The sequence below is a fragment of the Vibrio sp. VPAP30 genome (assembly GCF_001188205.1).
Lineage (GTDB): Bacteria > Pseudomonadota > Gammaproteobacteria > Enterobacterales > Vibrionaceae > Vibrio > Vibrio bivalvicida.
This window is the reverse complement of record NZ_LBLS01000019.1, coordinates 12,441-26,159: the sequence shown is the minus strand read 5'-3', so window position 1 is coordinate 26,159 and position 13,719 is coordinate 12,441. Positions and strand designations below refer to the sequence as shown.

11 protein-coding genes are annotated in these 13,719 nt (G+C 45.9%); 4 read left to right on the top strand and 7 right to left on the bottom strand.

Annotated elements, in window-relative coordinates; translation table 11 throughout:
• Nucleotides 1-3 precede the first annotated feature (3 nt).
• From gspF to gspC, 4 genes are read right to left on the bottom strand one after another with little or no spacing between them, the layout of a single operon-like run.
• Nucleotides 4-1,227 carry a type II secretion system inner membrane protein GspF gene (gene gspF, locus ZX61_RS07875; RefSeq protein ID WP_049844135.1) on the bottom strand — a complete coding sequence of 408 codons (1,224 nt, stop codon included), beginning with the start codon at nt 1,225-1,227 and terminating at the stop codon, nt 4-6.
• Nucleotides 1,227-2,717 carry a type II secretion system ATPase GspE gene (gene gspE / locus ZX61_RS07870; protein ID WP_049844134.1) on the bottom strand — a complete coding sequence of 497 codons (1,491 nt, stop codon included), beginning with the start codon at nt 2,715-2,717 and terminating at the stop codon, nt 1,227-1,229. The genes gspF and gspE overlap by 1 nt, the downstream gene beginning before the upstream one ends.
• Nucleotides 2,717-4,747, bottom strand: a complete 2,031-nt coding sequence (gspD, locus tag ZX61_RS07865) for a type II secretion system secretin GspD (RefSeq protein ID WP_049844133.1) — start codon at nt 4,745-4,747, stop codon at nt 2,717-2,719. Before gspD ends, gspE begins: the two co-directional genes overlap by 1 nt.
• A 39-nt stretch (nt 4,748-4,786) precedes the next feature.
• Nucleotides 4,787-5,662 carry a type II secretion system protein GspC gene (gene gspC, locus ZX61_RS07860; protein WP_049844299.1) on the bottom strand — a complete coding sequence of 292 codons (876 nt, stop codon included), beginning with the start codon at nt 5,660-5,662 and terminating at the stop codon, nt 4,787-4,789.
• Nucleotides 5,663-5,950: 288 nt separating this feature from the next.
• On the opposite strand from gspC, the gene hslR reads away from it, so the two are divergent.
• From hslR to ZX61_RS07840, 4 genes are all read left to right on the top strand, one after another.
• Complete coding sequence (gene hslR / locus ZX61_RS07855) at nt 5,951-6,337, top strand: ribosome-associated heat shock protein Hsp15 (RefSeq protein ID WP_049844132.1); 387 nt, start codon at nt 5,951-5,953, stop codon at nt 6,335-6,337.
• A gap of 29 nt (nt 6,338-6,366) precedes the next feature.
• Nucleotides 6,367-7,242 carry an Hsp33 family molecular chaperone HslO gene (hslO, locus tag ZX61_RS07850; protein WP_049844131.1) on the top strand — a complete coding sequence of 292 codons (876 nt, stop codon included), beginning with the start codon at nt 6,367-6,369 and terminating at the stop codon, nt 7,240-7,242.
• Between the two features lie 339 nt (nt 7,243-7,581).
• Complete coding sequence (pckA, locus tag ZX61_RS07845) at nt 7,582-9,213, top strand: phosphoenolpyruvate carboxykinase (ATP) (RefSeq protein ID WP_049844130.1); 1,632 nt, start codon at nt 7,582-7,584, stop codon at nt 9,211-9,213.
• Between the two features lie 240 nt (nt 9,214-9,453).
• Nucleotides 9,454-11,412, top strand: coding sequence for an AsmA family protein (locus ZX61_RS07840; RefSeq protein ID WP_049844129.1), 1,959 nt, complete (start codon nt 9,454-9,456; stop codon nt 11,410-11,412).
• Here ZX61_RS07840 and ZX61_RS07835 read toward each other — a convergent pair.
• The 3 genes from ZX61_RS07835 to ZX61_RS07825 are packed head-to-tail and all read right to left on the bottom strand — an operon-like array spanning nt 11,370 to nt 13,701.
• Nucleotides 11,370-12,305, bottom strand: coding sequence for a bifunctional GNAT family N-acetyltransferase/hotdog fold thioesterase (locus ZX61_RS07835; protein WP_049844128.1), 936 nt, complete (start codon nt 12,303-12,305; stop codon nt 11,370-11,372). The genes ZX61_RS07840 and ZX61_RS07835 overlap by 43 nt on opposite strands.
• A 48-nt stretch (nt 12,306-12,353) precedes the next feature.
• Nucleotides 12,354-12,788 carry a D-aminoacyl-tRNA deacylase gene (gene dtd / locus ZX61_RS07830; RefSeq protein WP_049844127.1) on the bottom strand — a complete coding sequence of 145 codons (435 nt, stop codon included), beginning with the start codon at nt 12,786-12,788 and terminating at the stop codon, nt 12,354-12,356.
• Nucleotides 12,760-13,701, bottom strand: a complete 942-nt coding sequence (locus ZX61_RS07825; protein WP_371719070.1) for a virulence factor BrkB family protein — start codon at nt 13,699-13,701, stop codon at nt 12,760-12,762. The genes dtd and ZX61_RS07825 overlap by 29 nt, the downstream gene beginning before the upstream one ends.
• Nucleotides 13,702-13,719: the final 18 nt, after the last annotated feature.

Below are 13,719 nucleotides of genomic sequence, written 5' to 3'. Positions count from 1 at the left end.
CTGTTATGAACTCATTAAGTTATTCATTTCTAAAATTGGCATTAGCGTCGCCATCACAATAAACAACACCAACCCCGCCATTAAGGCAATCAGAGCCGGAGTGAAGATGCCTAATGCAATGTTGATTGTCGATTCAAAGTTCGAGTCTTGGTTATCCGCAGCACGCGTTAGCATGCTTTCTAGCTCTCCACTTTGTTCACCACTAGCAATCATGTGCAACATCATTGGTGGAAACAATTTGGTTTGCTCAAGTGCACGACGCAAACTAGCACCTTCTCGAACATTATCCGTCGCGATTAAGACCTGCTGTTTAACGTAATGGTTCGACATAACGTCTACTGCGACACGCATTCCTTCCAAAATTGGAATCGCGCTCGAAGTACAGATAGATAAAGTGCGGGCAAAGCGTGAGGTGTTAAGACCACGAGCAATCTTACCAATTAACGGCATAGAGATGATTTTGCGATCCCAACTTAAACGTAACTTAGGCTTACTGAGGGCAAACTTAAATAGATAGATCAGCACAAACAAGGCAATCAAAAGGTAAAGACCCCAGTTCTGGATAAAGTCACTGGCGGCGAGTAAAAACTGAGTTGACTGCGGTAGCTCTTGACCCATTTGGACAAACTGACCAACAATTTTTGGCACGACGGCCGCAAGCAAGAAAGCCACAATACCAACCGCGAAGACCACCAGCACTACGGGGTAAATCATCGCTTGCTGCAATTTAGAACGTAACTTCTGACGGTTTTCAGCATAATCAGCAAGACGTTCTAACACGGAATCTAAATGTCCTGACTTTTCACCAGCCGAGACCATAGAGCGAAACAGCTCATCAAATACGTGCGGAAAATCTGCCAAGCTATCGGCCAAGGTATAACCTTCCGTTACCTTAGATCGAACCGCAAGCAGCATAGTTCGGATACGTGGCTTTTCTGATTGCTCAGACACCGCTTTCAAACACTCTTCGAGCGGCATACCAGACTGAACTAAAGTAGCCAACTGGCGAGTGATCAAGGCAAGATCTGGAGTGCTTAGCCCACGTTTAAATTGAAATGTTGCTTGGCTAGTCTGCTTTTTCGCCTTCTGCCGGGTTTCGCTAACGTCAACCGGAATTAAGCCTTGCTCTTTGAGCCGAGCACGAACCTGACGCGCGTTATCGCCTTCGATAACCCCTTTCTTAGACTTGCCTTTTGCATCGAGTGCTTTGTATTCAAATGCCGCCATTAGCCTTCCTTGGTGACTCGCATCACTTCTTCAAGCGAAGTAACACCTAGACGCACTTTCGTTAGACCATCATCACGGATACTTGGTGTCTGCTCTCGAATATGCTTTTCGATCGCCTGCTCACCCGCTTCACTGTGTATCAATGTTTGTACATCATCATCAACAATCAATAGTTCATGAATACCTGTACGGCCGCGATAACCTTTGAAGTTACACTCTTCACACCCACATGCGCGGTAGAGAGTTAAGTCATCTTTCTTTTTCAAGTCAAACAACTTCTTGGTCTCTTTATCGGCCTCGTAAGGCTCTTTACACTCGGGGCACAAAGTTCGTACTAAACGCTGTGCTAAAACACCAAGTAGAGAGGAGGAAATCAGAAATGGTTCAATCCCCATGTCTCGGAGACGCGTAATGGCACCAACAGCGGTATTGGTGTGGAGGGTCGACATAACCAAGTGACCTGTTAAAGAGGCCTGCACCGCAATTTGCGCTGTCTCTAGGTCACGGATCTCACCAACCATCACCACATCCGGATCTTGACGTAGAATTGCACGCAAACCACGGGCAAATGTCATATCCACTTTAGGGTTAACCTGAGTTTGACCGATACCATCGATATCAAACTCGATTGGATCTTCAACTGTAAGAATGTTGCGCTCATTACTGTTTATTTCCGTCAGACCCGCATAAAGCGTGGTCGACTTACCTGAGCCCGTTGGGCCAGTAACCAAGATGATGCCATGTGGGCGAGCAATCATTTGGCGAAATGCATTGTGGTTGGTTTCTGTCATACCCAGACTATGCAGATCTAAGCGTGTCGCGTTTTTGTCTAACAGACGCATTACCACTCGCTCACCATGTGACGATGGCATGGTTGATACACGCACATCCACGGCACGTCCACCAATACGCAAAGAGATACGACCATCTTGTGGTACACGCTTTTCAGCAATATCAAGCTTCGCCATGACCTTAACTCGCGACACAAGCAAAGGGGCCAGCTTACGGCTCGGTGAGAGCACATCACGCAGCACGCCATCAATCCGGAAGCGAATTGAAAGACTTTTCTCAAAGGTCTCGATATGAATATCCGACGCCCCTTCTTTGATCGCCTCGCCCAGCATCGCGTTGATAAGCTTGATGATAGGTGCATCGTCTTCTGACTCAAGCAAATCTTCATCTTGCGGTAAGTCTTCAGCTAACGAGAAAAAGTCGTCATTGTCTGCGCCAATGTCTTCCATCAACTGACGAGCTTCTGAAGAGTCGCGTTGGTAGGCTTCGGTTAGCTTGCCATCAAACGCTTCTTTGCTCAGCTCCTGCATGGCAAAAGGCAGCCCACAGACCCGCTTGACTTCGATAAGAGCCTGAACCGAAATCGGCGCAATATAGTACAACACTAGCCCACCTTCAGTAGGCTCTAGCACTAACTTAAAACGATTGGCAAAGCTAAACGGCAAGCGTTTAAAGCTTGGGATTAACTCTAGGTCCATTATTGCGCGCTCATCTGATCGATAAATGCCTGAATCTCAACTGGGTGAGCAATATCCTCACCATACTCAGGCAGTACCGGTATATGACCATCATCCATTAGCTTCAAGCCTTGATCGGCTCTATACAGCTGTTCAGCGCGAATAAAGTTGTATTTACGCTGCGTAATACCATCTGCGGTCATACCGTCACGGATGATAGTTGGCTTGATAAACACCATGAGGTTTTTCTTCTCCACCTGGGTGCTGGTTGATTTAAATAGGTGACCTAGGTAGGGAATATCACCCAGTAGCGGTACTTTAGATTCACTTTCCAGCGCACGCTCATCAATCAGGCCACCAAGGACAATCATCTGACCATCTTCAACCATCACTGAGGTATTAAGTTGACGCTTGGCAAAGCGGACATCTACCGCGCCATTAGCACCAAGTACGTTAGAGACTTCTTGCTCAATTTTTAGCTGGACCGAGTTACCTTCGTTGATTTGTGGCACCACTTTAAGCTTGATACCGACTTCTTTACGCTCAACGGTCTGGAATGGGTTGTCATTGTTTGAACCGGTTTGTGAGCCGGTGATAACTGGCACTTCTTCACCGACAATAAATGAGGCCTCACCGTTGTCCATTACCGTAATACTTGGTGAAGATAGAATGTTCGAGTTAGAGTCGGTCGACACAGCACTGATCAATGCAGTCCAGTCACCCATCACTACACTTAGAGCCGCACCATTTACACCACCTAGAGCAGAAGCCAGTGTAGAGTAGTCTCCTTTGGTTGTCGTTTCCTCATAATATTTGATCTCACCAGTATTCGAGTCTCGGATCGGTTTCTTTTCTACCGTATCTTTGGCTTCTTCTAAGCCAATCATCACGTTACCGATTGATGCGCCAGCATTAGAGTGCTGAATCACGGCACCGGTATCCAGGGAACCCCACTGAACACCAAAGTTGAGGCCATCGCCCTCAGCCATTTCTACAATGAGTGCTTCAATTAATACTTGGGCACGGCGAATATCAAGCTGAGCGATCACATCTTGCAGTGCGTTCATGATATCGGGTGGAGCAGTCACTACTAACGCGTTGGTATCTGGGTGAGCAGCAATCATCACTTCACCACGTTTTGCACTACTCGCTTGCTTCGAGCCAGAAGATTTCTCTGCTTGCAGGTTGTCCGAAACTCCTTTAAGCACATCGACTAGGTCTTCAGCTTTGGCATACTTGAGGTAAACCACACGGTTGTTACCCTTTGATGCCATCTCAATATCAAGCTGCTTAATCAATCGACGCAGGCGATCACGTACTTGCGGATCACCAGAAATCAGAATTGAGTTAGTGCGATCGTCCGCCACCAGCTTAGGCTGAAGGAAAGCTGGGGTGTTTTTAGCATCAGTGGTTTTATTCAAGGCTTCAACAATTCGCACCATTTCTGCGGCAGACGCATTGTCTAGCTCTACCACTTCAATCTCTTTGTCACCCGCTTGGTCAACACGCTTGATGATATCCGCCAGACGATTAACCACTGCAGCACGACCAGTAATTAGGATAATGTTGGCAGGGTCATAGTGAACCACGTTACCCGCACCGGCATTATCGTTAAGCTGACGCAATAGCGGCGAGAGTTCGCGTACCGAGACATTACGTACCGCGACAACTCGGGTTACAACCTCATCACCATTGATGCTGCCATCACCGACAACCGGAACAGCCGAGGTCTTGGCGTCTTTATCTTTGATAACTTTTAAGATGCCGTTATCCATTTCAACCACAGCAAAACCATACACTTCCAATACATTAAGGAAAAAACTGTAGTATTGCTCTTCAGTCAACATATCGTAGCTGCGCACATCGACTTTGCCGCGTACGGAAGGATCTACAATGATGGTTTTTTCTAGATTACGACCAACTATATTAATAAATTCTTGGATATCTGTGCCTTTAAAGCTGGCACTAAAATCGTTTGCTGCCACCATAGCAGGTGACGTCAATAAGCTTCCTGCTAAAAGCCATGCGCTTTTTTTAAGCCAATGGTTCACTCTGTACTCCTCGGATCGACTGACGCTGCTGCGACAACCTTATAATTCAATGTATATTTCATGTGGTTGACCGTTTCGCTCTACGGTTAGATTAAGTTCGGTCAACTGGGACAAGCTTCTAAATACTTCACCCATTGCCGCAGAATCTTTGAGATCCAGTCCATTAATTGAAATTGCAATATCACCAGGTTTAAGACCGACAGCGTCAAATAGCGCTCGGTCTTTGCCTGGAGAGAGACGGTAGCCAACCACCTCTCCATCTTGTTTTACTTGAGACATCCGCACGTATTGGAAGATCTGTTTAGCATCTTGGCGGATTTCTTCGCGAATTTTATTTAATGAGTCAGGTGAAACCTGACTGCGTGTCACACTTTTAGGTGCTTGCACCGCAGTTTCAGAAGGCTTGGTGTACTTCAACCCTTCCAGCATCACAGTTTCGTTGCGACCAGAGTTGTCGATAATGACACGATCGGATTGCACTTGGATCAGCTTAGCGCGAGTGCCTTCAATGACCTCATTAAGACCATAAGTTGCTTGCTGACCTCGGTTGGCGATCACCGCTAAGCTTTTATCAGGATTGGAACTGGTCACGACACCGACTAACACCACATTCAATCGGCTCTTAGGCGCATCTTGTACTTTGGGTTGTTCAACCACGGGCGCGTTAGTTTGGTATTTGCCAAAAAGGTTGCTGTTTTGCAGCTCGGAAATGTCGATTCGCGATGAGCTATCTGAACCCACCTTTACCACACTGCTTGGTTGCCATTGCGATATAGAAGGCGTGCTCCACGGTTGCCAAATCATTTGCCCACCGATCCACGCACTGAGTGTCAGCAGAATCATCATCACTGCAAAACTGACACGCTGTTGAACGCCAACTTCTTTTAACGCCTCGCCAAATTTATAAAGTGTCATTGCACTATATTGCTTCACTCGCTGTCCCTATCTGTCTGGCTAGGTGCCCTGATTATTCCGCCTTAAATTATGGTATTCAAACCCGTATAACGGAGGTTAATAATTAGTTATCAAAGATGTAGCGGATCATTGTATCAAAATATGAAACAAGCTAAACATAAAACCACGAAACGTCACTTTTTAAGAGCATAATTTATATGATCTTGCTTGAAAAATGCCACATTCGTCACCATTGTTACATCATCTGGGTGTACTGACATCCACCGCAGTTAGAGGGCAAGATACACAATGGGTTCCCAAACCGAAGCAGTTAGACTCGATAAATGGCTATGGGCAGCACGATTTTATAAGACTCGCTCCATCGCTCGCAACATGGTCGATGGTGGCAAAGTCCATTATAATGGTCAACGTAGTAAGCCAAGTAAGGCTGTCGAACTCGGTGCGGTAATCACTTTAAGGCAAGGGCACGAAGAAAAAACCGTGGTTATAGACAAGATATCTGACCAACGCCGCGGAGCCCCAGAAGCACAAACGCTCTACTCTGAAACAGCAGAAAGCCTTAATAAACGTGAAGAGAACGCGACACGCCGTAAGCTTCACGCCCATAACCCTAGTCCAGAGCGCCGCCCCGACAAAAAGCAGCGCCGCGATATCATTAAATTTAAACACCAATAAGCTCAAGCAGATTTACGAGGAATCGCCACATGGCAAGCAATGTTTTAAACCGCTACTTATTTGAAGATCTTTCAGTACGTGGTGAGTTGGTACAATTGGATGACGCTTACCAACGTATTATTTCCAGCAAGGAATATCCAGCACCACTACAAAAGCTGCTTGGAGAGCTATTGGTTTCAACAACACTTTTGACCGCAACATTGAAGTTTGAAGGGTCAATTACCCTGCAACTGCAAGGTGACGGCCCAGTATCATTGGCAGTGATTAACGGTGATCACGACCAAAAAATTCGCGGAGTTGCACGCTGGGAAGGCGATATCGCTGACGATGCCAACATCCATGACATGATGGGTAAAGGCCACCTAGTTATTACTATTGACCCTAAGAAAGGCGAACGTTACCAAGGTATTGTTGGTCTTGACGGTGACAACTTATCTGAGATCCTCGAAAGCTACTTCGCTAACTCAGAGCAGCTTAAAACTCGCATTTGGTTAAGAACTGGCGAGCATCAAGGCCAGCAACGTGCTGCTGGTATGCTGATTCAAGTGATGCCAGACGGTACTGGCACACCTGAAGACTTCGAACACCTAGAGCAACTGACAGATACAGTTAAAAATGAAGAGCTATTTGGACTCGAAGCGAATGAACTTCTGTACCGCCTTTACAACCAAGAGAAAGTTCGTCTATTTGATCCACAAGCTGTTGAGTTTTTCTGTGGCTGCTCCCGTGAGCGCAGTGGCGCAGCTATCGTGACTATCGATCGAGCAGAAGTGAACGACATTTTAGCCGAGGTAGGTTCAATTTCTTTACATTGTGATTACTGCGGCACAAACTATTCGTTCGACGAAGCTCAGGTATCTGAGCTGTTCAACCAATCAGGTATGAACAATAAAAAGCTGCATTAATTTATACGGCATAGCAAGCCTGTAATTTACCCTTCAAAAGGCCAGCACATGCTGGCCTTTTTTGTGATCTCCCCCCCGTAAAACCTAGTCTTAGCCGTAATAAACTAACCTGTTAATTTTTGTCAATTAATAATCATTTTGCTCTAGCGCAAAGCTTTGCGCACACGATAAACTAACTCCACCAATATGTGATGCGTCGCTTAAAACCCCAATTAAAATACGGATGTTTTTTGAGCTATATCCCTGTTTTATATGAGACCGATTGCTAGCATGGTGAGCAGACAGAAGTTCAAAAAATTATTACAAAATCCCTACAAAATATTCCAATAAGGAGCACCTATGACCGTTATGGAACATACAAAGGCTGCAACAATTGATCTTACCAAACACGGACTTCAAAACGTAAAAGAGGTTATTCGCAACCCAAGCTACGAGATGTTGTTCGAAGAAGAAACTCGCGCAGATCTGGAAGGCTATGAAAAAGGCGTGGTCACCGAATTAGGCGCAGTCGCTGTTGATACCGGTATTTTTACTGGACGCTCACCTAAAGATAAGTACATAGTTAAAGACACCACCACACAAGAGCACATGTGGTGGACATCAAACACAGTGAAAAACGATAACAAACCGATAGACCAGGCGGTATGGAACGACCTTAAACAGCTCGTCACCAATCAGCTATCAGGTAAGCGTGTTTTCGTTATAGATGGTTACTGTGGTGCCAACCCAGACACTCGCTTAAGCATTCGTGTTATCACTGAAGTTGCATGGCAAGCGCACTTCGTGAAAAACATGTTTATTCGTCCAAGTGAAAAAGAACTAGCTACGTTTGAACCTGATTTCGTGGTGATGAACGGTGCCAAATGTACTAACCAAAAGTGGGAAGAGCACGGTCTGAACTCTGAAAACTTCACGGTATTTAACCTGACTGAGCGCATGCAACTTATCGGTGGTACATGGTACGGCGGTGAGATGAAGAAAGGCATGTTCGCGATGATGAACTACTTCCTTCCTCTTAAAGACATTGCTTCTATGCACTGTAGCGCCAACAAGTGTAAAGAAAACGGCGATGTGGCGATCTTCTTTGGTCTATCTGGTACAGGTAAAACCACGCTATCTACCGATCCTAAACGTGAATTAATCGGCGATGATGAACACGGCTGGGATGATGATGGTATCTTCAACTTCGAAGGGGGTTGTTACGCGAAAACCATCAAGCTATCAAAAGAAGCAGAGCCAGACATCTACAATGCGATTCGTCGCGATGCACTACTCGAGAACGTAACCGTCCGTAGCGATGGCTCGATTGACTTCGATGATGGCTCAAAAACAGAAAATACCCGTGTGTCTTACCCTATCGAGCACATAGAGAACATTGTTAAACCTGTTTCTAAAGCGGGTCATGCCAACAAAGTCATTTTCCTATCTGCTGATGCATTTGGTGTTCTACCTCCTGTTGCTAAGTTGACGCCTGAGCAGACTAAGTATCACTTCCTGTCTGGCTTTACAGCTAAGCTGGCGGGTACTGAACGCGGTATTACTGAGCCAACACCAACCTTCTCAGCTTGTTTCGGTGCAGCGTTCCTAACGCTACACCCAACAAAATACGCCGAAGTACTGGTGAAGCGTATGGAAGCGGCTGGTGCTGAAGCTTACCTGGTTAACACCGGTTGGAACGGCAGTGGCAAACGTATCTCAATTCAAGATACTCGCGGCATCATTGATGCAATTCTTGATGGGTCGATAGAGAATGCGGAGACCAAACATATTCCAATCTTTAATTTGGAAGTACCTACTGCATTGCATGACGTTGACCCAGCCATCCTAGATCCACGTGATACTTACACTGACCCACTACAATGGGAAAGCAAAGCGAAAGACCTTGCTCAGCGTTTTATCAACAACTTTGATAAGTACACAGACAATGACGAAGGTAAATCTCTGGTTGCAGCCGGACCTCAGCTAGATTAGTGACGTATACCCAAAATAATTGGAGTTGCAGCGCGGCCACAAGACAATTCAGCCCTATGAGCATAGGTATTCTATGTGATTAGGGTGAATTGGCGCAGTGAACAAAGCTGCAGATTCAAGTATGAAGGGTATGATTGGAAATTGTGTAGCTAAGCCCCTAAGTTGAGGGGCTTTTTGTTGCCTGAAAAGAAAAAGTGTTCCAAGCTAGTAGCATCTATCGACGAGGGAAAGTGATTAAACGTGAAAAAAGCACTCTTGCTGCTTACTATCCTAGTGGTCAGTACCATCACGCTATTGATACTTAGTTTATATACGGTGATGCAAACCCGTTACTCTGCCAAAGTAGTCACTGCTCTCGTTGATAGCCTTACGCCGTATCAACTTAAAGCTATTCACGCTGAGTACACTCCTCCATTTCAACTAACATTGAATGCTGTCGACCTCGAATACGCAGATAGAAACCTACAACTGCCTAAATTAACCCTATGGTTAAGTCAGTTTCCTTTGCAAAACGGCAAGCTAGCTTTTGATTCGATTCTAGTAGAAGGGGCGAGTTTAGAATTAGATAGCCTTGATGCAAGCCTCTTCGACCATCTTACACTCCACCAGCTGGCCTTTAAGCATGTCGATATAAACGCGGGGAGATGGTCAGCACGTGGCGTCAACCTGCAGATTGAAAACCCAGTCTGGCAAAGTGCACAACAGTCTTTGCCCTACGGTGATATTCAGCTCTCGGCTGAGCAGCTTTACATACAAGGGGAGGCGTTGGATAACCTGCTTGTCGATATGCATTACCAAGCGACCGACAGCACGGTGTTTGGTAGTTCATTTAATTGGCGTGGGGCCAACATTTCAGGCCAAGCAGAACAATACCCGCAAGGTTGGTCGCTAGTGAATGTCACCATAGATCAACTCACGCTACCACAGTCGACCCAAATTGAACGCCTTGTCACCACACTCCGCAACCTCAGCTTACCGATTTATCATATTAACAGTCTCGATATTATTAACAGTTCATTCAACTACCGCCATTGGCGATTCGAGCACCTTGATGCCTCACTTGAAAATCTCGCACTTGAACGCTCGTCATGGCAACAACAAGCTGGCTATGCCTCCTTTGATGCAGAAAGCATTAGCAATAGAGAACTGCAGCTCTTCTCACCAAGCGCCAAGTTGGCCTTCAGTCACAATCAGATCCAAATTGAAGAATTTGATGCGGATTTCAAACAAGGACGGGTACGGCTACAAGGGGTTGTTTCACCGCTAGCAGTCAAGCTCTCGCAACTGACAGTAAATGGTATTAGATGGTTAGAACAAACCGAGCAGTTAACTCCTAGCCTAAAAGCCGCCACCTCTTCGCTCAACCATTTAACGATTGACCAGTTGGACATAGAGAACGCACAGTTTATCCAAGTCGAAAAACAGCCGTATTGGCAAATCTCTGGGCTGAATGTCGAGGGCACAAATCTGCTGCTTATCGATCAAGACAAGCATGGACTGTTAGAAGGTAAACTGGAGATCAGTGCTAATGCCGCTAGCATCGACAAATTGGTGTCTTCCCAAGCACACCTCACTGCTCACGCAAGCAACAGAAAACTTACCTTAGATCGAGCCTTTATTCCTCTAGAGCAAGGTTATATCGAAGCAAATGGAACCTGGGATAGGGGCAGTCTAAGTGCCCCTTGGCAGCTAACACTCCACGCCGACGGTATACCGCTTGAACATTACTTTGTAGAGCAATCTCTGCCTTTCTCACTCACAGGGCTTGCCGAAACAGAGGTTGAACTCAAGGGATTATCTGGAGACTACTCTATGCTGTCACACAGTCTATCAGGGAAAGTAACGACCTATTTCCACCAAGCGACTTTACAGGCCAAAAGCTTTGATGGTGAACAAGAATATCAACATCAATTAGACTTAGGAGCGGTAGAGATGACTGCTGATCGTGGGCGAATAACCGTGAGTAGCCCCAATAGCATTTCACAAATTGCTGGAGAGATGGATCTAACCAAGCCGCAATTTTCCACCTTGCTGTTTAAATCACAACATGATTGTGCTGAGCTTTGGTCAGATATTCTTAGCGCCACCAATGTGATAAAACAGACTTGCAAGCCTGACAAGCCTCAACCGATAACGCCATCACCAGAACTAGAGATTCACTCTTCAGCTACAGAGTCTTCGCCAAGTACCGATTTATAATTAGGGATCAACATATATGTACCAATAAAGTCGACGGCAGCCTGTTCGCCACTCTGAATGGTCACATGAATGACAATTCTAGCTTTGCGTCCTGATGCCAAACGATCTAAATCGCCACTAATGCCATCAAGCGACGTGGACGCTACGGGGTTTTGCGTCACTGGGTGACGATAGCGGATTTGGCTATCGGCCAGCACAATATCACCACTTAACCCACGCTCTTTCATCAGTAGCCAGGTCATTCCCCAACCAGTAAGCGTCGCTAAGGTGAAAGCAGAACCGGCAAACATTGTATTGTGCGGGTTTAAGTTGGGGTTGAGCTGCGCGCCACATTCAAACTGATAACCTGTGTATTGGTTTATCTTGATGCCCATCTTGTCACTAATCGGAATTTGATGTTCCCATCGCTCTTGCAGCTCAGTACACCACTCAGGTTTACGCAGTACATTCGCCATAGGATCAAGATGCTTCACCATTTGCTGGTGTCTTACCGGACCACGCTCGTCGGTCAATTCACCACGTCGCTCAAAGCCATTATTCTCATAGAAGGAGATCGCATCCTCACGGGCATTACACACTAAGCGTTTCGCCCCTTCCTGGCGCGCTAATGATTCTAAGGCAACCAATACCAGTGACCCCATGCCTTTGCCACGACGAGAACCTTTTACTGCCATATAGCGTATCTGGCCCTCACTGTCTGGCGTGATGTACAACCGGCCGATAGCCATCGGTCTACCACGACCATCAACAATCATGCGATGATGGCTCATCGGATCGTATTCATCACGTTCTGAACCAATTGGCATTCGCCACGGCTCTCGTAACATCTGCCAACGGAAGTGATAGTACTTATTCAGTTGGTTATCGTTTTTGGGCGTGATCAGCTTAAACATAAAAATCCTTTTTATAGAGACGAACTCGCCTCTCTACTAGCCTTATTATTATACTTGCAACCAGAAGGTTACAGGGCCGTCATTGACTAACGACACTTTCATATCAGCGGCAAAACGTCCACGCTCTGTCGGTAAGACTTCAGCACAGCGGTCGGCAAAGTATTCGTACAAACGTTCAGCTTCTGCCGGATGTGCTCCGCGAGAAAAGCCTGCACGCGTTCCTTTCTTGGTATCTGCAGGTAAAGTGAATTGGGATACCACCAGCACTTTACCATCAACTTGCTTAACGTTGAGGTTCATCTTATCCTCAGCGTCACCAAAAACACGGTAAGTGGTTACCCGCTCCATCAAACGTTTTGCTTTCGCTTCATCATCGTCTTTTTCTACGCCTAATAATACAAGTAGACCTTTGTCGATTTCTCCTACCACTTCACCATCTACGCGTACGGCTGCCTCACTCACTCTCTGGATCAGTGCTATCACTGTGCTTTCCTTCGTCTTGCTCATTTTCAAATTGCACTGAGTTTACCATGTCTGATTGCTCACTCCACTGCTCTCTTTCGCCAAGTGCAGCCGTCACCTCAGCGCCAACCAAAACAATCAACCAACATAAATAGACCCAAACAAATAAGATCGGTATCGCGGCCAAAGCACCATAAATCAACTGATAAGACGGAAACTCAGTTATGTAAGCGGCAAAGCCTTTTTTACTCGCTTCAAATAAAAGCGCAGCCACAATCGCTCCAATAACGGCATGACGAAATCGCACCTTTTTATTTGGCACTAACAAATACAAACCGACAAAAGCAAAGAACGACAGTAAGAATGGAAGCCAGCGCAATAGCAGGTTATAGACACCTGAAATCGTCTCACTCTCAAGTATTTTTAGTGAGGTAACGTAAGAGGTGGCGGCAATACTTGCCCCAACTAGTATTGGTCCAAGCGTCAGTACCATCCAATACATCGAGAAGGAAAACACCGCACGACGCTTTTCAGTTACGCGCCAAATATAGTTTAGGTTTTTATCGATATTAGAGATCAGCATTAAGGCTGCGACAAATAAGAATGCGCCACCGACAGCGCTCATCTTTCCAGTGTTGGCAACAAACTCTAACAGAGCATTCTTAACCGCATCTCCTGCCGCGGGAACAAAGTGAGTAATCACAAAATCTTGCAGTGCCGTGCCTGCGTTTTCAAAAATGGCAAAAGAAGACAACACAGAAAGCAATACGGTTAGCATTGGCACGATTGATAACAAAGTAATGTACGCCAGATAGCCAGCATTAACGTTGACTCTATCGTGACCCATTCTGGTCAGCAGATAGCGTGCAAATAATACGGCTTGCTTAATCACTGGCTCGATTTTCAACTTGTAACTCCCTACTATCTCAGTCATCCTAACAGTCTAATTCTA